The organism is Mesorhizobium sp. USDA 4132 (genome assembly GCF_056279545.1).
This window is the reverse complement of sequence record NZ_JBWCCP010000001.1, coordinates 41957-66146: the sequence shown is the minus strand read 5'-3', so window position 1 is coordinate 66146 and position 24190 is coordinate 41957. Positions and strand designations below refer to the sequence as shown.

General features: G+C 61.6%; 20 protein-coding genes and 1 pseudogene. 9 read left to right on the top strand and 12 right to left on the bottom strand.

The window, feature by feature from the left end; genetic code table 11:
• Positions 1–146: 146 nt before the first annotated feature.
• The 6 genes and pseudogenes from ACZ9IU_RS00305 to ACZ9IU_RS00280 all read right to left on the bottom strand — a co-directional run bounded on the left by ACZ9IU_RS00305 (position 147) and on the right by ACZ9IU_RS00280 (position 6140).
• A complete protein-coding gene (locus ACZ9IU_RS00305) occupies positions 147–2159 on the bottom strand; it encodes an acetyl-CoA carboxylase biotin carboxylase subunit (protein WP_038547610.1) in 2013 nt (670 codons plus the stop codon).
• Positions 2159–2533 carry a hypothetical protein gene (locus tag ACZ9IU_RS00300; RefSeq protein WP_038549891.1) on the bottom strand — a complete coding sequence of 125 codons (375 nt, stop codon included), beginning with the start codon at positions 2531–2533 and terminating at the stop codon, positions 2159–2161. The genes ACZ9IU_RS00305 and ACZ9IU_RS00300 overlap by 1 nt, the downstream gene beginning before the upstream one ends.
• A gap of 52 nt (positions 2534–2585) precedes the next feature.
• A pseudogene (locus tag ACZ9IU_RS00295) lies at positions 2586–2687 on the bottom strand (propionyl-CoA carboxylase); the annotation flags it as partial.
• Between the two features lie 24 nt (positions 2688–2711).
• Positions 2712–3569, bottom strand: a complete 858-nt coding sequence (locus tag ACZ9IU_RS00290) for an Abi-alpha family protein (RefSeq protein WP_038547607.1) — start codon at positions 3567–3569, stop codon at positions 2712–2714.
• A gap of 7 nt (positions 3570–3576) precedes the next feature.
• Positions 3577–5109 carry an acyl-CoA carboxylase subunit beta gene (locus ACZ9IU_RS00285; RefSeq protein WP_038547604.1) on the bottom strand — a complete coding sequence of 511 codons (1533 nt, stop codon included), beginning with the start codon at positions 5107–5109 and terminating at the stop codon, positions 3577–3579.
• 134 nt (positions 5110–5243) lie between these two features.
• On the bottom strand, positions 5244–6140 hold the full coding sequence (locus ACZ9IU_RS00280) for a LysR family transcriptional regulator (RefSeq protein ID WP_038547602.1): 897 nt from the start codon (positions 6138–6140) through the stop codon (positions 5244–5246).
• A 210-nt stretch (positions 6141–6350) separates the two neighbouring features.
• Between ACZ9IU_RS00280 and ACZ9IU_RS00275 the strand changes: the two genes are divergently transcribed.
• The 7 genes from ACZ9IU_RS00275 to ACZ9IU_RS00245 all read left to right on the top strand — a co-directional run bounded on the left by ACZ9IU_RS00275 (position 6351) and on the right by ACZ9IU_RS00245 (position 15019).
• The gene (locus ACZ9IU_RS00275; RefSeq protein WP_038547599.1) at positions 6351–7325 is read left to right on the top strand and encodes an ABC transporter permease; all 975 of its coding nucleotides are present in this window, start codon (positions 6351–6353) and stop codon (positions 7323–7325) included.
• Positions 7322–8221, top strand: coding sequence for an ABC transporter permease (locus tag ACZ9IU_RS00270; RefSeq protein WP_038547596.1), 900 nt, complete (start codon positions 7322–7324; stop codon positions 8219–8221). Before ACZ9IU_RS00275 ends, ACZ9IU_RS00270 begins: the two co-directional genes overlap by 4 nt.
• Before the next feature lie 5 nt (positions 8222–8226).
• Positions 8227–9198 (top strand): ABC transporter ATP-binding protein, encoded by a 972-nt coding sequence (locus ACZ9IU_RS00265; RefSeq protein ID WP_038547593.1) that lies wholly within the window; start codon positions 8227–8229, stop codon positions 9196–9198.
• Positions 9195–10250 (top strand): ABC transporter ATP-binding protein, encoded by a 1056-nt coding sequence (locus ACZ9IU_RS00260; RefSeq protein ID WP_038547592.1) that lies wholly within the window; start codon positions 9195–9197, stop codon positions 10248–10250. Before ACZ9IU_RS00265 ends, ACZ9IU_RS00260 begins: the two co-directional genes overlap by 4 nt.
• A gap of 20 nt (positions 10251–10270) precedes the next feature.
• Positions 10271–11845, top strand: a complete 1575-nt coding sequence (locus tag ACZ9IU_RS00255; protein ID WP_038547590.1) for an ABC transporter substrate-binding protein — start codon at positions 10271–10273, stop codon at positions 11843–11845.
• 109 nt (positions 11846–11954) lie between these two features.
• Positions 11955–13859: a CocE/NonD family hydrolase gene (locus ACZ9IU_RS00250; RefSeq protein ID WP_038547588.1), complete on the top strand. Its 1905-nt coding sequence runs from the start codon at positions 11955–11957 to the stop codon at positions 13857–13859.
• A gap of 8 nt (positions 13860–13867) precedes the next feature.
• Complete coding sequence (locus ACZ9IU_RS00245) at positions 13868–15019, top strand: CapA family protein (RefSeq protein WP_038547586.1); 1152 nt, start codon at positions 13868–13870, stop codon at positions 15017–15019.
• Here the strand turns inward: ACZ9IU_RS00245 and ACZ9IU_RS00240 are convergent, their stop codons facing one another.
• Complete coding sequence (locus tag ACZ9IU_RS00240; RefSeq protein WP_038547584.1) at positions 15020–15745, bottom strand: response regulator; 726 nt, start codon at positions 15743–15745, stop codon at positions 15020–15022.
• 119 nt (positions 15746–15864) lie between these two features.
• Between ACZ9IU_RS00240 and ACZ9IU_RS00235 the strand changes: the two genes are divergently transcribed.
• Positions 15865–16620 (top strand): cyclic nucleotide-binding domain-containing protein, encoded by a 756-nt coding sequence (locus tag ACZ9IU_RS00235; protein WP_038547582.1) that lies wholly within the window; start codon positions 15865–15867, stop codon positions 16618–16620.
• 11 nt (positions 16621–16631) lie between these two features.
• Positions 16632–18554, top strand: coding sequence for a hybrid sensor histidine kinase/response regulator (locus tag ACZ9IU_RS00230; protein WP_038547579.1), 1923 nt, complete (start codon positions 16632–16634; stop codon positions 18552–18554).
• A gap of 107 nt (positions 18555–18661) precedes the next feature.
• Here ACZ9IU_RS00230 and ccoS read toward each other — a convergent pair whose 3' ends face one another.
• The 5 genes from ccoS to ccoP form a co-directional block, all read right to left on the bottom strand.
• Positions 18662–18808 (bottom strand): cbb3-type cytochrome oxidase assembly protein CcoS, encoded by a 147-nt coding sequence (gene ccoS, locus ACZ9IU_RS00225; protein ID WP_007757373.1) that lies wholly within the window; start codon positions 18806–18808, stop codon positions 18662–18664.
• Positions 18805–21096 carry a cation-translocating P-type ATPase gene (locus tag ACZ9IU_RS00220; RefSeq protein WP_038547576.1) on the bottom strand — a complete coding sequence of 764 codons (2292 nt, stop codon included), beginning with the start codon at positions 21094–21096 and terminating at the stop codon, positions 18805–18807. Before ACZ9IU_RS00220 ends, ccoS begins: the two co-directional genes overlap by 4 nt.
• A complete protein-coding gene (locus ACZ9IU_RS00215; protein WP_051899915.1) occupies positions 21093–21602 on the bottom strand; it encodes a FixH family protein in 510 nt (169 codons plus the stop codon). Before ACZ9IU_RS00215 ends, ACZ9IU_RS00220 begins: the two co-directional genes overlap by 4 nt.
• A complete protein-coding gene (gene ccoG, locus ACZ9IU_RS00210; RefSeq protein WP_038547574.1) occupies positions 21599–23179 on the bottom strand; it encodes a cytochrome c oxidase accessory protein CcoG in 1581 nt (526 codons plus the stop codon). Before ccoG ends, ACZ9IU_RS00215 begins: the two co-directional genes overlap by 4 nt.
• 145 nt (positions 23180–23324) lie before the next feature.
• Positions 23325–24188 carry a cytochrome-c oxidase, cbb3-type subunit III gene (gene ccoP, locus ACZ9IU_RS00205; protein ID WP_038547572.1) on the bottom strand — a complete coding sequence of 288 codons (864 nt, stop codon included), beginning with the start codon at positions 24186–24188 and terminating at the stop codon, positions 23325–23327.
• Positions 24189–24190: the final 2 nt, after the last annotated feature.

Below are 24190 nucleotides of genomic sequence, written 5' to 3'. Positions count from 1 at the left end.
CAGCGAGGTAGCAAGAAACGCAACGTCTGAGTTCAGCGGTGGAAAGCCCATCCATATGAAAAAATGCGCGAAGATTGCCACTGCTGTGCCAAATAATCCGCCAAGCATTGAAGCTATAATCTTGGCCTCTCGTTTCACCCGCGCCTTCACCCCTCGAACTCCATGATCAACTCATCCACCGCCAGGCTTTGGCCCTGGCTCGCGGCGACCCGTTTGACCACGCCCTTCCTCTCCGCCTTCAGCACGTTTTCCATCTTCATCGCCTCGACAGTCGCCAGCGTCTGGCCGGCTTCGACGGCGTCGCCGACTTTCACCGAGACGGAGGTGATGACGCCGGGCATGGGGCAGAGCAGCATTCTCGAAGTGTCCGGCGGCAGCTTTTTCGGCATCAGGCGGGCAAGTTCGGCAACGCGGGGCGAACGGACGCGGGCGGTTACGTCTATGCCCCGCCAGCGCAGCCGGATGGCCGAGCCGACGAGGTTGACCTTGACGCCCATCGTCTCGCCGCCGACCTGGAAGCGGGCGTGTTGCTGGCCCGGAAGCCAGCCACCGGCGACGGAAAGCTGCGTTCCATCAGCAAAGCGGACGCCGGTGCCGTCAGACCCGGTTTCGAGCGTTACGGCTTCCTCGAAATCGGCGAGCGTTACCACCCAATCCTTGCCGATCACCCGGCGATGGTTGCCGATCGTGCCGGAGATCTGCACCGCGCGCTCCTGCAGGGCCTGATTGACCAGGACGGCGATGGCGGCGAGCTTCTTTGCCGCCGCCTCGTCCGGATGCACACCGGAAAAGCCTTCCGGGAACTCTTCGGCGATGAAGGCGGTGGTGATGTTTCCGGAGCGGAATCGGCCATGCCCCATGACGGCCGACAGGAAAGGCAGGTTATGGCCGATGCCATCCACCTCGAAATCGTCGAGCGCCTTGCCCATTGCGTCGATCGCCGTCAGACGATCAGGCGCCCAGGTGCAGAGTTTTGCGATCATCGGGTCGTAATACATGGAGATCTCGCCGCCTTCGAAGACGCCGGTATCGTTGCGCACCACGGTATCGTCGTCCTGCCGGCCCTCGGCGGGCGGGCGGTAGCGGGTCAGCCGGCCGATCGAGGGCAGAAAATTGCGGTAGGGATCCTCAGCGTATAGCCGGCTTTCGATCGCCCAGCCATTCAACTTGACGTCGTCCTGACTGAGCGACAGTTTCTCGCCTGACGCAACGCGGATCATCTGTTCGACGAGATCGATGCCGGTGACGAGTTCGGTCACCGGGTGCTCGACCTGCAGGCGGGTGTTCATCTCGAGGAAATAGAAATTTCTGGCGCCGTCGACGATGAACTCCACCGTGCCGGCCGAGAAATAACCGACGGCTTTCGCGAGTGCCACCGCCTGTTCGCCCATGGCCTTGCGCGTTGCCGCGTCGAGGAAGGGCGACGGCGCCTCCTCGATGACCTTCTGGTTGCGGCGCTGTATCGAGCATTCACGCTCGCCGAGATAGAGCGTGGTGCCGTGTTGATCGCCAAGCACCTGGATTTCGATATGGCGGGGCTGGTCGACGAATTTCTCGATGAAAATGCGATCGTCGCCGAACGAGTTCTTCGCTTCGTTGCGGGAGGACTGGAAACCCTCGCGCGCTTCGGCATCGTTCCAGGCGATGCGCATGCCCTTGCCACCGCCGCCGGCAGAGGCCTTGATCATCACCGGGTAACCGATCGAGGCGGAGATTTTTACCGCCTCCTCGGCATCTTCGATCAGGCCCATATGGCCGGGAACGGTGGAGACGCCGGCTTCGGCTGCGATCTTCTTCGAGGTGATCTTGTCGCCCATCGCCTGGATGGCTTTGACAGGCGGGCCAATGAAGGCGACGCCTGCCTTTTCCAGCGCCTGCGCAAACGCTGCGTTTTCCGACAGGAACCCATAACCGGGGTGCACGGCATCGGCACCGGTCTTCCTAATTGCCTCGAGTATCCTGTCGATGACGATATAGGACTGGCTGGACGGCGCCGGGCCGATATGCACCGCCTCGTCGGCCATCCGTACATGCAGCGCTTCTGCATCCGCATCGGAATAGACGGCGACCGTCGCAATGCCCATCTTTTTTGCGGTCCTGATCACCCGGCAGGCGATCTCGCCACGGTTGGCGATGAGGATTTTTTTAAACGCCGCCATCAAACCTCCAGGACGTCTTCGAAAGCCTGGGGAAAGTTTTTCCGCGCCAGGCTCTCGTTGATACGCAACATCGCCTGGTAGGAGGCGGGGTCGAACGCGCGGTCTGCCGGGATCACTTCCCGTCCCAGCAAACGCGATAAGCGTTCGCCATCGAGATTGCCGCGCTCAAAGGGTTCCGCTCCGAAATAATGCCAAAGGGAATGCATGAAGGCGGTATCGGCCAGGGCGACCGTCTGATCCCGGCTGGGATGGCGCGGCCATTGTCCCAGCACCGTCACCTTGGGATTCGCGCGGCGAATGGTAAACTGCCATTGCGTTCCAGTTAAGCCCGACGGAAAGCCACGATGTTTGGTCATTTCGGGGATTTTGGGCATCATAGACTCCTGGAATATTTCATGGCTGCGGCCGCTCTTGTCACAGGGGGCACTACAGCGGGATCGTGTCGTGTTTTTTCCAATGCGTCGTCACCTGCTTGTTGCGCAGCGAGGCAAACGCCCGGGCAATGCGGCGGCGCGACGAATGGGGCATGGTTTGCAACGAGGATTTTAGGAGTCATAATTTAGCTTTTCCAGCACATGCCGAAAGGAAATTAAGCCCTAGAGAAGAAATATAAATACTCCGTACAAAACCCGAAACACTGTTACTATAATTCACTTTCTCAGAATCAACCGAGACATACACAGAAGAAGACTCCAATATTCCGGACATTTCGAGCAATTTATAGGTATAGTCGCGCTGAAACTCGTCAATAACGGGATCTTTCCATTTGAATATCTCTGTCTTTTGCCCGGTCTTTTGTTTTTCCTCTAAAACTAACTCATAAGAAATACACCCAGCAGATCTTAAATCTTTTATATCATTCATAATGTCACTCGGATCGGTATCCGCAGGATAGTTTCTATAGTAACTTTCTCCCATCCAGCGTCGCAGTTTCTCGATCGGATTTAATTCGCTAAAGATAACGGCGCTTAAATTCTTATGACCAACTCCCAGTATGTAAAGAAGCAATTCGACGTGCCTAACAGTCATCTCCGTCAGTATTCTATGGTATAGAGCGTGCGCCGGCGAAGAGGAGATGCTTTCGGATAGAAGAAGGCCGGCCCACAATTTTTGAAATCCTTCAGTCTCCTCAAGAGAAACCGCCTCCGTCCATTTGACAAGGAACTTGGGCGCAACTGGCTTTATTTCCAAATTAAGCGCCTTCGCCAGTTCACGAGCCGCGGCTAGTCCGCGCAGGGCATTCTGTTCCCTATAGAGCCTCACCTGATCGGCTATCGCTCCTGCCATTTCTGAAAACGGCGCAATCAAGTCAGCTAGACTTGCGGTAAGTCTGTCAACCGAACTACCTCGCAGTTTGACTGCCACGTTACTTTCGCCGGCTGATAATTCGATTTCATTATTTGTCATCATTAGACCCTCACAGCGGGATCGTGTCGTGTTTTTTCCAATGCGTCGTCACCTGCTTGTTGCGCAGCGAGGCGAACGCCCGGGCGATGCGGCGGCGGGACGAATGGGGCATGATCACCTCGTCGATGAAACCGCGCTCGGCCGCCACGAACGGATTGGCGAAACGCTCCTCGTATTCCTTCGTTCGGGCGGCGATCTTGTCCTGGTCGCCGAGTTCGGAGCGGTAGAGGATTTCGGTCGCTCCCTTGGCGCCCATCACGGCAATTTCGGCTGTCGGCCAAGCATAGTTGAAGTCGGCGCCGATATGCTTCGAAGCCATGACATCATAGGCGCCGCCATAGGCTTTTCGGGTGATCAGCGTGACCATCGGGACGGTCGCTTCGGAATAGGCAAAGAGAAGCTTGGCACCATGCTTGATGACGCCGCCATATTCCTGGGCAACGCCGGGGAGAAAGCCGGGAACGTCGACGAGCGTCAGGATCGGGATCGAGAAAGCGTCGCAGAAACGCACGAAGCGGGCGGCCTTGCGGGAACTGTCGATGTCTAGGCACCCGGCCAGCACCATCGGCTGGTTGGCGACGACGCCGACCGTCTGACCTTCGAGGCGGATGAAGCCGGTGATGATGTTTCGCGCATAGGCTTCCTGAATCTCGAAGAAATCGCCCTCGTCGGCGATCGCATAGATCAGTTCCTTCATGTCGTAGGGTTTTGCTGCGCTGTCTGGGATCAGGCTGTCGAGGCGGCTCTCGACGCGGGCAGGATCGTCGTGGAAGGGCCGGACCGGGGGCTTTTCGCGATTGTTCAGGGGCAGGAAATCGAAGAGCTGGCGGACGGCTTCGAGCGCCTCGATGTCATTCTCGAAGGCGGCATCGGCGACCGAGGATTTTTTCGTGTGGGTGCCCGCGCCGCCGAGTTCTTCGGCGGTGACGATCTCGTTGGTGACGGTCTTCACCACGTCCGGACCTGTGACGAACATGTAGGATGAATCGCGCACCATAAAAATGAAGTCGGTCATGGCCGGCGAATAGACCGCGCCGCCGGCGCAGGGCCCCATGATGACGGAAATCTGCGGCACGACGCCGGAGGCCTCGGCATTACGGCGAAAGACTTCGGCGTAACCGGCGAGCGACGCGACGCCTTCCTGAATACGGGCGCCTCCACTGTCGTTCAGGCCGATCACCGGGGCGCCGACGCGCACCGCCATATCCATGATCTTGCAGATTTTTTGCGCATGGGTCTCGGAGAGCGAGCCGCCGAGAACGGTAAAGTCCTGGGAGAAAACATAGACCTGGCGGCCGTTGATCGTCCCCCAACCGGTGACGACGCCGTCGCCCGCGACCTTCTGTTCGGCCATGCCGAAATCCACCGCGCGGTGGGTCACGTACATGTCGAACTCCTCGAACGAGCCCTCGTCGAGCAGGACCTCGATGCGCTCGCGGGCCGTCAGCTTGCCCTTGGCATGCTGCGCCTCGATACGCTTGCTCCCCCCGCCAAGTCTTGCCTCCGCCCGGCGCTTTTCGACCTCACCCAGAACTGCTCGCATGTCTGCTCCCGGTATTCCCTTAGGCATTACTTAGCGTCTTGCGTCCCGACGGGAAACCGCGGAACGCGCATCTATACGAATTGATAAGAGCGTGAACCGGAAAATGCAAAACGCCGGAAAACATACGACGGCGATTAGAGCGCGGCTTCGCCCGAATTCGTCTTGATGATGTTGATGAAGGCCTCGGCCGTCCAGGACAGCGGCGCGCCGGGCATGGTGATGATCCCGTAATCGGCGATCTTGTCCGGCACGAATGGCCGCATGGCGAGCGCATCGCTGCGAAAGAATTCGGCGATCAGCGACGGCACGATGGCGATGCCGAGGCCCTGGGCTGCGCAGGCGCAGGCCGTTTCGACCGAATGGACTTCGAGGCTGCAGCGGTAGGTCGGCACCATACGGCGCAGTTCGTGTTCCAGCTCGTTGCGGTTGACGCGCTGTCGACCGAGCAGGATCAGGTCGTTGCGGGCGAGATCGTTGACGTCGATCGCTTGCTTGGCGGCCAGCGGATGGCCGGCCGGCATCACGCAGGTCGTGCCGCTGGCAAAGAGCGGGCGGGCGTCGAAGGAATGTTCCTCCGGTGGCAGCCGGACAAAGCCGAGATCGGCGACGCGGCCGCGCACCATCCGCTCGATCGCATCATAGGGGCCGCTCAGGATTTCCACCGTGACGCGCGGGTGATCGGCCTTGAAGCGGGCGAGGATCGGCGGCAGCATGGTGGTCGCGAGGCTGTGTGGGAAGGCCACCCGGATCAGCGCCTCGCCGAAGGCGCCGGAGCGGACGTCTCCGACCTTGACGCGCAACCGGGCAACGCTCTCGGCGACATCATCCACCTCGTCGACCAAGAGATGCGCTTCCGGCCGCGGGATCAGACGACCCTTGTCGCGCAGGAAAAGTTCGCGCCCGATCTCCTCTTCCAGCGACGCGAGCTGACGGCTGATCGCCGACTGCGACAGGCCGAGCTGGGCAGCGGCTGCCATCGTCGAGCCGGTATCCATGATCGTCTTGAAGATTTCGAGTTGCTTGAAATTCATGTCGCGATCCTACGGAAGGCGACGGCGAACACAAGCAAAGACATCGAACAAGGTTTCCACGCGCAAAACGCATAGGACCATGCGTTCCGCGCATAATATTGCGCATCCTTCCCGGACCGCTATCGTCTGCGTCAACAAAGAGAAAAAGGGAACGTCTTTCATGAAAATTCTCTGTCCCTGCGGGACGCAGGATAAGCGGGAGCGCATGCTATGACGGTTTTCGTCATCCGCCGCTTCCTGCAGAGCATCGCCGTCCTCATCGTGACCGCGATCATCGTCTTCATCGGCATCTACGCGATCGGCGACCCGGCAGAAATGCTGATCGCACCGGATGCCAGCCCTGCGGAACGCGCCCAGGTGGTCGCCTCGCTCGGCCTCGACAAGCCGCTCTGGGAACAGTTCTTTACCTTCGCCTGGAATGCGCTGCATGGGGATCTCGGCCGTTCCTTCGTCTTCAATCGCCCGTCCATCAGCCTGATCTTCGAGCGCTTGCCGGCGACGCTGGAGTTGACGCTGACCGGCCTCGTCTTCGCGCTGCTGCTCGGCATTCCGCTCGGCCTGCTGTCCGGCCTGAAGCCGAACAGCGCCACCGACGAAGTGATCATGACCGGCTCGATCTTCGGCTTCTCGTTGCCGAGCTTCTGGCAGGGCATGATGCTGATCATGATCTTCTCCGTCTGGCTCGGCTGGCTGCCCTCCACCGGACGCGGCCAGATGGGCGAATTTCTTGGGCTCCATTCAAGCCTCTTCACGCTGGACGGCCTGACGCATCTCATCCTGCCGGCAATCAACCTGTCGCTGTTCAAGCTCTCTCTGGTCATCCGCCTCACCCGCACCGGGGTGCGCGAAACCATGCCGCTCGATTTCGTCAAGTTCGCGCGCGCCAAGGGCATTTCCGAACGGCGCATCGTCTTCGTGCATGTGTTCAAGAACATCCTGATCCCGCTGATCACCGTGATCGGCCTGGAACTCGGCAGCATGCTCGCCTTTGCGGTGGTGACGGAGACGATCTTCGCCTGGCCGGGCATCGGCAAGCTTTTGATCGACAGCATCATGCGGCTCGACCGGCCTGTCGTGGTCGCCTACCTGCTGGTCATCGTCAGCCTGTTCATCTTCATCAATTTCGTCGTCGACGTGCTTTATTCGCTGGTCGATCCCCGCGTCCGGCTCGGAGGCGCCCAATGACCGCACGCGCTCTTTTCGCCGAAGACATGCTGCTCGGCCGCCTCGTCACCGGCATCGGCCGCAGTCCGAAGGCGGTCGTTGCCGCCATCGTCTGCATCATCCTGCTGTTTGCCGCAGTCATTGGACCTTACCTGACGCCCCAGAACCCGTTCGATCTCGCGGTCTTGGACATCCTCGATTCCAAGCTGCCGCCCGGCTCGCAGAGCATGGACGGCATGAACTACTGGCTCGGCACCGACGGCCAGGGCCGCGACATGTTTTCGGCGATGATCTACGGCCTGCGCACCAGCCTCGGCGTCGGCGTGTTTTCCGGCATCGTCGCGCTACTGGTCGGCACGGTGCTCGGCCTGATCGCCGCTTATTTCGGCGGGCGCATCGACACGCTGATCATGCGCGTGGTCGACCTGATGCTCGGTTTTCCGACCATTCTCGTGGCGCTGATGCTGCTGGCGCTTCTCGGCCAGGGCCTCTGGAAGGTGATCTTCGCGCTGATCCTGGTGCAGTGGGCGACATTTGCCCGCGCCGTCAGGAGTGCAGCACTGGTCGAGAAGAACAAGGACTATGTCGAGGCCGCGGTGACGCTCGGCATCGGTACGCCGCGTATCCTGATCGGCCATATCCTGCCCAACTGTCTGCCGCCGCTGATCGTCATCGGCATGCTGCAGGTGGCGAACGCCATTTCGGCGGAAGCGACGCTCTCCTTCCTCGGCATCGGCCTGCCGATCACTGAACCGTCGCTCGGGCTGCTGATTGCCAACGGCTACCAGCTTTTGATGTCCGGCGAATACTGGATCAGCGTTTATCCGGGCGTATTGCTGCTCGTGCTGGTGTTCTCGATCAACATCGTCGGCGACCGGCTGCGCGAAGTGCTGAACCCCCGACTTGGTGAAAGGTGAGCGCGATGACACCCGTCCTCGAAGTCAAGAACCTTTCCACCCATTTCATGACCCGTCGCGGCGTGCTGAAGGCGGTCGACGACGTGAGCTTCACGGTCGGCCAGCGGGAGATCGTCGGCCTGGTCGGCGAATCCGGCTCCGGCAAATCGATCACCGGTTTCTCGATCCTCGGCCTCGTCGATCCGCCCGGCCGGGTGGTCAACGGCCAGATCCTGTTCAATGGCAAAGACCTGCTGACGAAATCGCCGACAGCGATGCGGGCTATCCGTGGCAAACGCATCGCGATGATCTTCCAGGATCCGATGATGACGCTGAACCCGGTTCTCTCGGTCGCCACCCAGATGATCGAGACTGTGCAGGCGCATGATCGGGTCTCGCGCGCAGAAGCCCGCGCCCGGTCGCGCGATGCGCTCGGCCTTGTCGGCATCCCTTCGCCGGAGGAGCGGCTCGATTCCTATCCGCACCAGTTTTCCGGCGGCATGCGCCAGCGCGTGGCGATCGCGATTGCACTCCTGCACCGGCCGGACCTGATCATCGCCGACGAACCGACGACGGCGCTCGACGTGACGATCCAGTCGCAGATCCTGTTCGAGATCAAGCGGCTGGCCGGCGAGTTCGGCATGGCGCTGATCTGGATCAGCCACGATCTCGGCGTCGTCGCGGCACTCGCAGACCGGATCATGGTCATGTATGCGGGGCGCATCGTCGAGGCGGGACAGGTCGACGGAGTGCTGACGACCCCGGTGCATCCCTACACGTCCGGCCTGCTCAGCGCCGTGCCGGCCGCCGTGCCGCGCGGCGAGCCGCTTCGGCCGATCCCCGGCTTTGCGCCCTCGCCGCTGTCGCGCCCCTCCGGCTGCGCCTTCCGCGATCGCTGCGCTCGCGCGACCGATATCTGCGCCACCGAACCGATGCTCGAGATCGCCGCCGATCGCGAATTCCGCTGTTTCCACCCCCATCTCTGGAGCGCCGCATGACGAACCCGCTCGTGGAAACCGTACCGCTCATAGAAGCCGTGGACGTCAGCCGGCGTTTTTCCCGCAAGCTCGATTATGCGGAGAAGATCGCCAACCTGTTCGGAGCGGGTCTCGAGGAAAAGACCGTACATGCGGTCGACGAGGTCAATCTCGCCGTTTATCCGGGCGAGGTGGTCGGCCTCGTCGGCGAATCGGGCTGCGGGAAATCGACGCTCGGGCGGGTGATGGCCGGTATCATGCCGGCGAGCGGCGGCGAGGTACGCTGGAAGGGCCGACCGCTGACATCGCTGCAGGGTGACGACAAACGCGCGATGCGGCTCTCCGCGCAGATGATCTTCCAGGACCCGATGTCGACGCTCAATCCGCGCAAGCGGGTGATCGACCTGATCGGCGAGGCGCCGAAAGTGCACGGCATCGTCAAGGGCCGGGAGATGCGCGACTACGTCGCCGCGCTCGCGGAGCGGGTCGGCCTTGATCCGTCCTATCTCGACCGTTTCCCGCACCAGTTTTCCGGCGGCCAGCGGCAACGCATCGGCATTGCCCGGGCGCTGGCGGTAAAGCCGAAACTGCTCGTCTGCGACGAATCGGTCGCTGCCCTCGACGTGTCGATCCAGGCGCAGATCCTCAACCTGTTCATGGACCTGAAACGGGAGTTCGGGCTGACCTATCTGTTCATCAGCCACGACCTCGGCGTCGTGAAACACATCTGCGATCGGGTGGTCGTCATGTATCTCGGCCGCGTGGTGGAAAGCGCCACGCCGGACGAGCTCTTCGACAATCCGAAACATCCCTATACCCAGGCGCTGATCCGCGAACTGCCGTCGGTCACCGACCGCCGCCGGGTGTTCACGCCGATCAAAGGCGAGATTCCCTCGCCGCTCCATCCGCCACCGGGATGTCATTTCCATCCCCGCTGTCCAATGGCTTTCGACCGCTGCCGCGTTGAACGGCCGGTCTTGAAGGAAAACGCCGCAGGCCATGTCAGCGCCTGCCACCTGAACGATCTTGCCGCCCATCAGGCAACACATGCGACGGCCGAACCGGTCATCTAAAAAGGAAGGGAACGAACATAATGAAACCGATGAAATTTTTCCTGGCCGGGGTTGCGGCCTCGGTCCTCGCGCTGAGCTCGGCTCAGGCCGCGAACCTGATACTCGGCAGCGCCACCGAGCCCTCAGCGATCGATCCGCAGTTTTCGCGCACCGGCAATAACCAGAACATTGCCATGCAGGTCTTCGACCGCCTGGTGCAGACCGACCCGGCAATCAATGTCGAGCCGGCGCTTGCCGTCTCCTGGACCAATACCGATCCGCTGACCTGGCAGATCAAACTGCGCGACGGTGTCAAATTCCATGACGGCAACCCGTTGACATCAGAGGACGTGATCTTCTCGCTCACCCGCGCCAAGGACATCCCGAACAGCCCGGCGCCGTTTTCCGGCAATGTCGGGGCAATCGACAGCATGAAGGCGGTCGACAACCTGACCGTCGAATTCAAGACCAAGAAGCCGACGCCCGATTTCATCGAACAGGTCGGTTTCGTCTACATCGTCGAGAAGAAGGTCGCGGAAGGCGCCTCGATCGAGGACTTCAACAGCGGCAAGGCGGCGATCGGCACCGGCGCCTACAAGTTCAAGTCCTGGACCCCGGGCGACAACTTGGCACTCACCCGCAACGATGCCTTCTGGGGCAAGAAACAGGATTTCGAAAACGTCACGATAAAGTTCATCTCCAACGATGCATCGCGCGTCGCCGCGCTTCGCTCCGGCGCCGTCGACCTGATCGACGCCGTGCCGCCGGGCGATGTGAAGACCCTCCAGGGAATCTCCGGCCTCAAGGTCTTCTCGATCGCCTCGTCCCGCATGATCTACCTCGCGCTCGACAGCGCCCGCGACAAGAGCCCCTTCATCACCGACAAAGAGGGCAAGCCGCTCGACAAGAACCCGCTGAAGGACGTCAAGGTCCGCCAGGCGCTCTCGGAACTGGTCAACCGCCAGCTGATCATCGACCGCATTCTCGACGGCTCGGCCGAAGCCGCTGGCCAGCTGGTACCAAATGGCGTCGCCGGCAACGATCCGTCGATCACGGCTCCAGCCATGAACGCCGAGGACGCCAAGAAACTGCTGGCGGAGGCCGGCTACAAGGACGGTTTCGGCATCACCATCCACACCTCCAACGACCGCTTCCCGGGCGATTCGGAAGTGGCACAGGCCCTCGGCCAGATGTTTGCGCGCGGCGGCCTGAAGGTGAACGGCGTCGTCGCCCAGCCCTATAACGTCTACACCAAGGGCGCCGGAGCCGGCGAATTCTCCGCCTTCATCTTCTCGCTCGGCAACTCTACTCCGACCTCGGCAACCGGTCTTCGCAACCTGCTGATGACGGCCAACAAAGATGCCGGTACCGGCTCGTTCAACCGGACGAAATATTCGAACCCGGCCTTTGACGATGCGATGCGTGCCGCCACCGCCGAATTCGACGTCAAGAAGCGCGTGGAGCTGCTGCAGAAGGCGACCAAGATGGTGTTCGCCGACGTGCCGGTCATCCCGCTCTACTGGCAGAAGGTTCACTGGGCCGGCAAGGCGAATGTCTCCTATGTCGCCAACATGACGGAAGACACCAGCGCGACGCTTGCCGGCATCGCCAAGTAGGCCTGCTCTTTGCTGCGGCCCCTTTTTCAGGAGCCGCAGCATCCTGGGCCGGCCTGACGTGTGGTGGGGCCGGCCCGGGTATTGATTTGCCAATTTTGAGGATATGGACATGGATACCCTGACGCCATCGCGCTTGGAGGTGATTGCTGATGACGTGATCGTCGAACGCGATGTGATGGTGACGATGCGCGACGGCATAAAGCTCGCGACCGACGTCTACCGGCCGGCCAAGGACGGCAAGGCGATCAAAGGCCGGCTTCCGGCAATCATGGAACGCACGCCCTACGGCAAGGCGGAACGCTCGCGATCCGAGATCGAGGCGGGCATGACCGAGCCGATGAAACGCCATGAGGTTGCAAGCTATTTCGTCCGGGCCGGATATGCCGTGATCTACCAGGATTGCCGCGGCCGCTACAATTCCGAGGGCGAATTCAGCAAATACATTTCAGAAGCTGCGGACGGTTACGATACCGCCCGCTGGCTGGTGGAACAGGCCTGGTCGAACGGCCAGTTCGGCACGATGGGCCTTTCCTATGCTGCGCATACGCAGGCCGCACTCGCGTGCCTCAACCCTCCGGGGCTCGCCTGCATGGTGATGGATTCGGGCGGTTTTTCCAACGCCTATCAATGCGGCATCCGCCAGGGCGGCGCATTCGAGCTGAAGCAGGCGACCTGGGCCTACAACCAGGCGATCGGCGAGGGCAATGAATTTGCCCGTGCGGCGATCGAAGCGGAGGATCTTCACGCATGGTTCAACGTCATGCCCTGGAGCGAAGGCAATTCTCCGGTGCGCTGGATGCCGGAATACGAAAGCTATCTGCTCGACCAGTGGCGCAGCGGCACGTTCGACGAAAGCTGGCGTCGTGTCGGCCTTTATATGGAGGGTTTCTACGAGACTTTTCCGGAAGTGCCCATCGTGCTGATGTCGAGCTGGTACGACGCTTATGTGAAGTCGACGCTCGACAATTATCGCGGCCTTTCCGGCAAGGACAGCCGACCGCTACAGCTGATCATGGGACCGTGGCTGCACGGCAACCGCAACACGACGCTCGCCGGCGATACATCTTTCGGGCCGACTGCGCCGCTCGGCGGGAACGTCGTGGAAAGCTGGCTATGCTTCCGCCGAAACTGGTTCGACCACTGGCTGAAGGGCAAGGACAATACGGTTGCGCAGGAACCGGTGGTGCGCGCCTTCGTGATGGGCGGCGGGTCCGGCATGCGCAACGCGGACGGCCGCCTCGATCACGGCGGGCGCTGGATCGAAGCGAGCGACTGGCCGCTGCCGGGAACGGAATTCCGCAACTATTACATCCATGAGAACGGTTCGCTTTCGACCGAAAAGCCGAAAACGGGCGCCGCGCCCTTCACCTACGATTTCAACCCCAAGAACCCGGTTCCGACCATCGGCGGATCGCTGACAAGCGGCCAACCAATTTTCGAAGGCGGCGGTTTCGACCAGCGCGAGGGAGAGAAATTCTACGGCTCGAAACATCCGGGCCTGCCACTTTCGGCGCGTGCCGACGTGCTCTCCTTCGAGACAGAGCTGCTCGCCGAGGATGTCACCGTAGTCGGGCCGATCACGGTCGAGCTCTACGTCTCGTCCGATGCACCGGACACCGATTTCACCGCGAAACTCGTCGACGTCTACCCGCCGAGCAAGGATTATCCGACCGGTTACGCGCTCAATATCACCGACGGGATTATCCGCTGCCGCTACCGCAATTCCTTCGAAAAGCCTGAACCGATCGTCAAGGGCGAGGTGTTCAAGGTGACGATCGAGCCGTTCGCGACCGCCAACCTGTTCGCCAAGGGCCACCGCATCAGGGTTGATATCTCATCATCCAACTTCCCGAAGTACGATATAAATCCAAATAGCTATGCGCCGGAGGGCCGCGGACGCACAAGCCAAGTGGCCCGCAACACGGTTTTCTGCGATGGTACGCGTGCATCTGCCATCCGGCTGCCGATCGTCGGTGGAGCGGCAATGGTGGGGCTGAAGCCCATCGCGAAATGAACTAGGCCATGCTGACCGTCGCCGTTACCGGCCAAATCCTGATCCACGGCCCCCTCGACCTCTGTGGCGAGGGGCAGGCCGAGGTTCGGGATTTCCTCGAGGCGGATGTGGCCTTCGGCAATCTCGAAGCGACGGTGGAGACGGCAGGGGCATGGCCGACCAAGACGAAAACGCTGCATCTGGCCTCGGCGGATGCTCTCGTTTCGGTACGGGAACTCGGCTTTCATGCGGTGACGCATGCCAACAACCACGCCTTCGACCTCGGCCCGCCGGGCATCGCATCGACGCGCGCCGCCGTGGAAGCGGCCGGGCTGAAGCTTGCCGGCAGCGGGTCGGATATCGAGCAAGCCGCGGCGCCGGCGATCGTGCCGGGACCTCATAGATCGCTGGCTATCTTCTCCGTCGATCTCGGACCACAGCCGGACATCAACTACGCCTCAGTCGATCGCAGCGGCATAACACCCTTGCGGATGAGGCGGACGGTAACCGCGCCGCCTGCGGAATTCGAGACGCTCAAACGGATCGTCGGGACGCTCGGTGACGACAAGCGCGGCGCGGCGCGTGCTGCGGTCGGTTATGACCTCGGCGAACGCCCGGAGCTGGACGTCTTCGGTACGCCCGTCGTTGCCGGCGATGCGATCGGCGCCCGCTGGACTGCCGACGAAAAGGACATGCAGCGGCTCGTCGACGGCGTCGATGCCGCGAAGGCGATCGGCGACCTGGTCGCGGTTGCAATCCACGGCCACCATTGGGATGCGAACTGGAAAACGGCGCCCGAGTGGCTGCTCGATCTGTGCCGCGGCCTGATCGACAGCGGCGCGGACCTGGTTCTCGGCACCGGCGCACCGGTCATGCAGCCGATCACCTTTCATCGCGGGCGAGCGATCATCGCCGGTCTCGGCAACTTCGTTTTCCATACGCGGCGGCCGGCGACCTATGACGAAAAAGGTGTCGATGTCTGGCGCAGCGCCGCGCTCCGCCTGACGCTTGCCGATGATGGTACGTGCGAAAGACTTGAGCTGCTGCCGATTTCCGTCGGCAGGCCGACGGACCAAGGTCTGCCTCTGGGGCCGGTTCCGCTGCAGGGCTCCGATGCGGACGAGATCAGGGAAAGAGCGCTCGCCGGGCTTCTGGCGGCAGACCGGCAACGCGTCGTCTGATCAACCAAGCTTGCCGGTGAAAATGTAACCGACGCCGCGGACGGCCTTGATCAGCTGGGGATGCTTGGCATCCGCCTCGATCTTGCGGCGCAACCGGACGATCTGGGCGTCGATCGTGCGGTCGAAGGCGTCGAGCTGCCGTCCCCTTGTCGCATCCATCAGGAAATCGCGCGTCAGCACGCGGCCGGCGTGCTGGACGAAAGCCGCCAGCATGTCGAATTCGCCGGTTGTCAGTTCAACTTCGCCATCTCCGGCAGACAGCAGCTGGCGTCTGGAAAGATTGAGCGTCCATCCTTCGAAACGAACGATCTTCTCCTCGTTCTCCTCCGGCTTCGGCTGAGCCGGCTGGCGGCGCCTGAGGATCGATTTCAGCCGCGCATGCACTTCGCGCAGGTGAAACGGTTTTGCGATGTAATCGTCAGCGCCGATCTCGATGCCGATGATCCGGTCGACCACGTCGTCGCGGCCGGTCAGCATCATGATCGGAATGTCCGATTGCATCCGGATTTCCCGCGCAAGATCGAAGCCGTCCTGGCCACCGGGAAGCGAGAGATCGAGAAGGATGATGTCGATCTCCTGCCTTTTCAGCTGAACGCGCATTTCCTGCCCGTCGGACACCGCGCTGACGGCATACCCCTCGCCCTCGAAATATCGCGTCAGCATCTGACGGATTCGAGGGTCGTCGTCGACGACGAGGATATTTGCGGAACTGGCGGGGGATGACATCAACAGGGAACCGGCGTGTTACAGATTGTTACCAATTAGAACCGTCTTTCACACGACTAGCATTCGCGCGTTACCGGGATTCGGTCAACTGCCTCAACCAAACGGATAGGGGCAGTTTCATGTTTGTCACGGATAATGCGAAGACCTTCAACTCGGCAGCAGCAAGACCGCTAGACGAGCCGGACTGCCTGCATTCGCTGTTTGCAAAGCAGCCTGTCGAATATCTCGCGGCCGGCCAGCCCCTCTTTTTCGAAGGTGACGAGGCCAGGCATATTTTCGAAGTCATCGAAGGGAATTTGCGGGTTTTCCGGATCATTTCGGAAGGACGGCGGGTGATTACCGGATTTCTGCACGCCGGCGATATGATCGGCGTTTCGCTCCGGGACAATTATATCTACACCGCAGAGGCCATCACGACGGCGAAAGTCCGTCGGCTGTCGCGCCGACAGTTCGAAGCGGCGATCATCAATTCCGAGAGCCTGAGGCCCAAGGTCTTTGCCCGGGTCTGCGACGAAATGGCCGCAGCCCAGGACCAGATGGTGCTCTTGTCGAGCAAGAGCGCGGAGGAACGGATCTGCACGTTCCTGCTGAAATACCTGAAACGTGCGCTGGCCGAAGGCAATGCGCAACCGATCGTCGAACTCTCCATGAGCCGACAGGACATGGCCGACTATCTCGGCCTGACGATCGAGACCGTTTCGCGTACGATCACCAGGCTCATCGGTAAGGGCGTGCTGAATGTTCTGGACCCGGCCGCCCGTCATTCCATAAGAATCGAACGGCCGGGAATGCTTGCGCAACTTGCCGGAGACGACGATGACTGTGGAGACATGCGGCGCGACCTGATCGCTCTCGGCGAGCGACGGCGCCATTAGACGGAATAGACATGATCGGCAATACAGGATCCGAAGCCACGACGGAAAGCCAGCTCGATGCCGTCACTCTTCTTCTCGACGATGCCAATCTCATCGTCCATGGCGTGGACGGCATCATCAGCCGCTGGACGAGCGGTTGCGAGCAGCTTTACGGCTGGCGCCGGGAGGAAGCTCTCGGAAAGGTCGTCCACGATCTTCTGGCGACGCAGTTTCCAGAGCCGCTCGACGAGATCCGTCGTCATGTCCAGACCTATCATGCCTGGCAAGGGGAAGTCGTTCATCGGCATCGGAATGGTCACACGGTCGTTGTGGCGAGCCGTTGGGTGGCCGTCAATCCGTCGAGCGACGGGCCTTCGATCATCATTCAAACGAACAACGATATCACCGAGATGAAAAGGGTGCAGAACGATCTTGCCGGACGCGAAGCGCATCTGCGCTCCATTCTGGACACCGTGCCGGAATCGATGATCGTCATCGACGAAGTCGGCTGCATTTCCTCCTTCAGCACCGCAGCCGAGCAGCTGTTCGGCTACTCTTCCGACGAAGTCTGCGGGCAGAATGTCAAGATGCTGATGCCATCCCCCGACCGCGAAGCCCATGACGGGTATATCTCGCGCTACCTCCACACCGGCGAACGCCGGATCATCGGTTACGGCCGCGTCGTGACCGGGCAGCGCAAGGACAAAAGCACATTTCCGATGGAGCTTTCGGTCGGCGAGGCCGTCACCAATGGAAAACGCATTTTTACCGGCTTCGTCCGCGACCTCACCAGCCGCCACAAGATTGAAGAAGAGCTGCGCCAGGCCCAGAAGATGGAAGCGATCGGCCAGCTGACCGGCGGCCTGGCGCACGATTTCAACAATCTTCTCACCGTCATCAGCGGCAATCTCGAAATGATGGAGAACAAGCTCGCGGATGCGGGACTGCTCGAACTGCTGCATGAGGCCCAGGGGGCCGCGGAAGACGGCGCCAAATTGACGGGCCAGCTTCTCGCCTTCGGACGGCGCCAGCCACTCAACCCGAAGCTCGCAGATGTCGGCAACCTCGTGTCCGGCTTCTCGGAGCTTCTCAGGCGAACGCTCGGCGAAACGATCGAGCTTCGCACCACTGTGACCGGCGTTTCCAACGAAGCGCTGGTCGATGCATCGCAGCTCCAGAACGCGCTTCTCAACCTGACGCTCAATGCCCGGGACGCGATGCCGCGTGGCGGCAAGTTGTCGATCGAGATCTCCCGCGTCAGGCTGGATGTCGACTATGCGCAGATGTATCCCGATGTCCGCACCGGCGATTTCGTGCTGATTTCCGTCACCGACACGGGCATCGGCATGCCTCCCGACGTCAAGGACAAGGCTTTCGAGCCATTCTTCACCACAAAAGGCCTGGGCGCCGGAACAGGCCTCGGCCTCAGCATGGTTTATGGCTTCGCCAAGCAATCCGGCGGGCACATCCAGCTCTACAGCGAGCCGGGACAGGGCACGAGCGTCAGAATTTTCCTGCCGGTGGCACACAAGGCGGAGGCGGCGGGTGCGCTTGCCGTCGAGGCTGGCTCGAAGCAAGCCTCCATTCCCGGCGGCAACGAAAAGATCCTCGTCGTCGAGGACGACCCGCGGGTCCGGCGCATCGCCGTGTCCCGGCTGACGCAGCTCGGTTACGGCGTCATCGAGGCCTCGAACGGCCAGGAAGCGCTGGACCAGCTCGGCCTGCACGACGGCATCCACCTTCTTTTCACGGATATCGTGATGCCAGGCGGCATGACGGGCGACGAGCTGGCGGCTGAAGTGCGCGCAAGACGGCCCGGCATGAAAGTGCTGTTCACCTCCGGCTACGCCGAACCGGCGATCGCCGGGCGCGAGCTCGCCCAATCCGGTAGCTGGCTAAAGAAGCCGTATACCGCCAGAGAGCTCGCGGTGCGGCTTCGGGAACTGCTGGACTGAGTAGACTTCAAAAGGCTGCGTCTGCAGCCTTTTTACAATCGCTCGAGAAATGCCTGAGTGGCTGACGGCACCCGCGTCGAAGCCTGCGTTTGTCCAATACTCCTGATTCATTCCGGCGGATCGTCCTGCAGCACACGCCATGAGGCGCCTTCGAGGTCGTCATATTGGCCACTCTTCAGCGACCAGAGAAAGGCGAAGAGGCCAAGACCGCCGAGGAAAAGCGCAATCGGGATGAGATAGATCAGCATGTTCATGCGATACGGGCCTTACCGGGAGGTATTTTTGCTTCATTGTTGCTCTCCACCGCATCGGCCTCGGCGGCGCTTCGCGATCCACTGAGCCGGAGGGCGTTGGCGACGACGATAATCGAGGACGTGGACATGGCAACGGCGGCAATCAGGGGCGTCGCATAACCGGCCAGCGCGATCGGCACGGCGATGACATTGTAGCCGATGGCGAGTGCGAAGTTTTCGCGGATCAGCCGGCCAGCGCGCCGCGAAATATCGATCGCCAGCGGCACTGCTTCGAGGCTGTCGTGCATGAATACGAAGTCGGCGGCCTGACGGCCGACGTCCGCCGCCGTCGCCGGTGCGATCGAGACGTGGGCTGCGGCAAGCGCCGGCGCGTCGTTGATGCCATCACCGACCATCAGCACCTTGCGGCCGCTCGCCTCGAACGAGGCGCAGAACTCCGCCTTCTGTTTCGGCGAAAGCTCCGCCTGCCAATGTTCGAGGCCGAGGCGGATGGCGAGATCGGCAACTACTCGGCGCCGGTCGCCCGACAGAATGCCCGTCTCGAAACCGCTGGCCGCGAGGGATGCCGTGGCGGCCAGGGCGCCGGGGCGAAGCGAATCGTCGAAGCGGAAGGTGGAGATCTCCTTGGCGTCGAGCGAGAGAACCGTTTCGGTCACGCTATTGCCTGGGTTTCCGTCATCCGGCCCCGACAGGGCGAAGCGGCGGTTGCCGAGGCGGTAGACGCCTGCCGGCGTCACCGCTTCCAGGCCCCGACCGGGAATTTCGGTGACCGTTTCGAAGACCGCAATCGGACCGGATACCGCCATCGCGAGCGTCTGGGAGAGAGGGTGACGCGAATGGGCGGCGAGGCCGGCGGCCAGGGCAAGCTGCTTCCTGTCGAACCGCTCGACATCCAGCAGCCGCGGCCGGCCGAGGGTCAGCGTGCCGGTCTTGTCGAATAACACCGTGTCGATTTCGGCAAGCCGTTCCATGGCCGAACCATCCTTGACCATGATGCCGTTCCGGAACAGCCGGCCAGCCGCAACCACCTGCACCACCGGCACCGCAAGGCCGAGCGCGCAGGGACAAGTGATGATCAGCACGGCGATGGCGACCAGCATAGCGTGTTTCCAGTCGCCGCCGACGAAGCCCCATGAGACGAAGGCCGTAAGCGCCAGAAAGTGGACGGCCGGAGAATAATATTGCGCCGCGCGATCGGCGATGCGGCGATACCGTGCCCGTCCACCCTCGGCCGCCTCCATCAGCGAAATGACTTCGGACAGGAAAGAATCCTTCGCGGCAGCCGTCGCCTTCAGCACCAGCGAACCGGTGAGGCTGAGCGTTCCTGCCTGTATCATATCCCCGACATGGACCGGCCTTGGAGCGCTTTCGCCGTTAACGATCGAGACGTCGATGTCGCTTGCGCCGCTCTCCACGAACCCATCCACCGGCACCCGCTCACCGGCAGCAATCGCCACCCGGTCGCTCGGCCGGATTTCGTCCACGGGGCGATACTCACGCGAGCCGTCCAGACCGATGATCGTGGCGCCGCGAGGCGACAGGCGCGCAAGACCGCTGATTGCGGCGCGGGCCCGGTCGCGCATAACATGGTCGAGCGTGCGGCCGATCAGCAGGAAGAACAAGAGTGAGACGGTGGCATCGAACCAGGCCTGTTCGCCGTGATGCATGGTTTCCCAGAGCGACACCGCGTAAGAGAGCGTGATGGCGAGCGCGATCGGCACGTCCATATTGGTGCGGCCGCGGCTGAGCGCATTCCAGGCGGATTGATAAAAGAAGCGACCGCCATAGATCAGCGCCGGCGCGGCGATAAACGCCGATATCCAATGGAACATGTCGCGGGTCGAGGCATCGGCGCCCGACCATACGGAGACCGAGAGCAGCATGATGTTCGCTGCCGCGAAGCCGCAAAGGGCGACGGCGCGAATCAGATCGCGCTGCAGTTTTTCGCCGACCTCCTCGGCATTCGAGAAAAGATGTGCATCATAGCCGGTCGCATCGACGATGGCCCTGACCAGTTCAACCGGATCCGTGGCGTCGTCTCCGGCCTTCTCCCGCCAGACGATCGAAACGCGCTTGGTGGAAAGATTGACCCGCGCCCGCTCCACCGATGGCAAGGCATTGAGCGCCTTTTCGATCGTCGCGATGCAGGTGCCGCAATGGACCTGTGGAACGCTGAGATCGGTCTGGCGGAGGCCGGGGCCGATCATCCGGCTGGACAGCGTCAATTCCTCGGAGGACGGAAGCGAATGACCCGAATATCCTTCGGCTCCGGGCGCGCAGCAGCTCATTCCGCTCTCCTCAAAACCGCGATCCGCTCGGCCTGATGCAGGATGCGCTTGCCGTTCCTGATGGCGCTCGCATCGACGATCCAATGGCCGGGCAGGATTTCATGGGTGGCGGCGAAGACACCCTTGGCGACGGGAACGAGGTCGAGTTCAAAATCCTGGTGTTCGCCGACCGGCCGCTTGAACTTGAGCGTCAGCGTATCGGCCGCGACCGGCCCGTTCTTCGGGTGGAAGACCTCGTAACGGACGTCGGAGCCGTCGATGGTGATGCGGCCGGTGACGCCGGTCGCCGTCAGCGTCCGCGCCTCGGCTGCCTTGCCATTGAACTGCTGGCTGGCGACATAGGTATTTTCCGCCACCAGTCCGCTCCAGCTGGTGACCGCGTTATAGGCCATGTAGAAATTGACCGAGATGATGGTGCCGAAAAAGAGCACCAGCACACCGAGCATATGCCAGCCGGTGAAGACGAAAGGTTTTGCTGGGATCGTATCCATTTTCGTCGTGCTCATTTTCTGGCTCCCGGCGTGTTGAAGACCGCTGAATAGCTGTCCTTTTCGTGGCTCGACCGATCTTCGGCGATGAAGTGGAAATCGGCGGCCTCGGCGGAAACTGCACCCTTGGGCAGGGTCACGAAGACTTTCAGGGCGAGCGTCTTGTCGGGCTCCACCTGCACCGCGAAAAGACGACCCGGAACATCCGTGATGCCGGAAATTTTCATCGTCGCTTCGGGCAAGCCTTCCATCGAAACCAGGATCGTGCGCGGCTCCGGGATCATGTTGAGCAGCCGGATCGTGTAGCCGTTGCGGATGGAACCGTCCGATTCCAGCACGAATTGCGGGTTGCGATCATGCAGCACGTTGACCTCCAGCCGGTCGCGCGACAGCAGCGCGAAAACGAGGCCGAGACCGACGGCCGACCAGACGCCGAAATAGATCAGCGTGCGGAGCCTGAAGATCACCCTCCAGTCGAAGTGGCGGATCTTGTCGATGAAGGAACCGTCCGGATTGCGCACCCGTACCGGGTCGATCGCCGTCGTGCTGCCGTTTGTCGCAAGCGCCATGTTGGCGTCGTATTCGTCGAGTGTCGCATATGCGATCAGGCCGCGCGGCTTGCCGATCTTGTCCATCACGCCGTCGCAGGCATCGATGCAGAGCGCGCAGGTGATGCAGGCCAGCTGCTGCCCCTCGCGAATGTCGATTCCCATGGGACAGACCGCCACGCAGGCATTGCAATCGACGCAATCGCCGACCGGCTGCGCGGCTGCCGCCGCCTTCTTGGTATGCCGGCTGCGCGGCTCGCCGCGCCAGTCGTTATAGGTGACGACCAGGGAGCTCTCGTCGAGCATGGCGGCCTGGATACGCGGCCAGGGGCACATGTAGATGCAGACCTGTTCGCGTAGCAGTCCGCCGAGCACGTAGGTCGTGGCCGTCAGGGTGGCCACGGTCGAATAGGCGACCAGCGCCGCCTGGCCGGTGACGAAATCGAAGGCGAGCGAGGGCGCATCGGCAAAATAGAAAATCCAGGCGCCGCCGGTCGCCACTGCGATCGCCAGCCATGTGGCGTGTTTGGCGACGCGCTTCCAGAGCTTGTCGAGGCTCCACGGCGCGGCGTCGAGCTTGATGCGGGCATTGCGGTCGCCCTCGAAGAACCGCTCGACGACCAGGAAAAGGTCGACCCAGACCGTCTGCGGACAGGTATAACCGCACCAGGCGCGACCGACAGCCGACGTCACCAGGAAAAGGCCGAAACCAGCCATGACCAGAAGTCCCGCGACGAAGAAGAATTCCTGCGGCCAAATCTCGATGAAGAAAAAATAGAAACGACGGCTCGCAAGATCGACGAGTACCGCCTGATCGGGTGCGAAGGGACCGCGGTCCCAGCGGATCCAGGGAGTGAGGTAATAGATGCCGAGGGTTATCAGCATCACCAGCCATTTGAAGCGGCGGAAGCGCCCTTCGGCGCGTTTTGGAAATATCTTCTTGCGCTTCTCGTAAAGCGGGTTGCTCGGCGAATGCACGGGCTGGACATCGATGCGTTCGACGGAGGCGTCGCTGGGGCCAAGCGCGGGGGACGTATAGAGATTCATGGGACCAGTTCCTTTGGTCCATGTTTTCTCATCTCGGCGACGGCCACTCCTTGACGCAAGTCAACCGCGCTGATGTGACAAAACGGCCGCCCGCTGATGACAGACGGGCGGCCGTTCGTCAGATCGAATGGAGCAACGGTTATTCTTATTCCCCGCCGCCGAGCGAGTGGATGTAGACCGTGAGCTGCTTCACGGCCACGTCGCCCAAGCGGCCTTGCCAGGCTGGCATGACGCCGTGTTTCGGGGTCTGGATCTGTCTGGCAATCTCCGCTTCTCCGTGAACCTTCAGCCAGATGGCGTCGGCAAGGCTCGGCGCGCCGAGGTCCCGTTTGCCCTCGGCCTTTTCACCGTGGCACGCGACACAATTGTCGGCAAAGAGCTGTTTTCCGGGCTCGACCATCGATGGATCGCGCGGGGTTCCGGTAAGGCTCACCACGTAGGCGGCGACCTGGCGCACCTCGTCCTGCTTCAGCATGTCGGTAAAGGCCGGCATTTCGGAGATGCGGGTCTCCCCGTCGGCAGGATCACGGATGCCATGGGCGATCGTCTGGTAGAGGGCGTTGATATCGCCACCCCAAAGCCAGTCGTCGTCGTTGAGGTTAGGATAACCCCGTCCGCCGGTCGCACCCGTGCCGTGACACGGGGTACAGTTGACGCGGAAAGCCGCGGCGCCGCCGGCCGTTGCGAACTGGTTGAGCTGCGGATCGGCGACGATGTCTTCCAGCGAAGAGGTCGAGATCTTCTCCAGGATGCCGCCCTGGGCAATCTTCGCACCGTTGAGATCGGCTGCAAACTCGGCGCGGCTCGAATATCCAAGCAGGCCTTTTGTCGCATTGGTGAGGAGAGGAATGGACGGATAGGCGATCGCATAGCCGATCGCCCACAGGATACAGGCGTAGAAGGTCCAGAGCCACCAACGCGGCAGCGGGTTGTTGAGCTCGCGGATGCCGTCCCACTCGTGGCCGGTGGTCTCGATGCCGCTCAATTCGTCGATATGTTTTTCCGCCATGT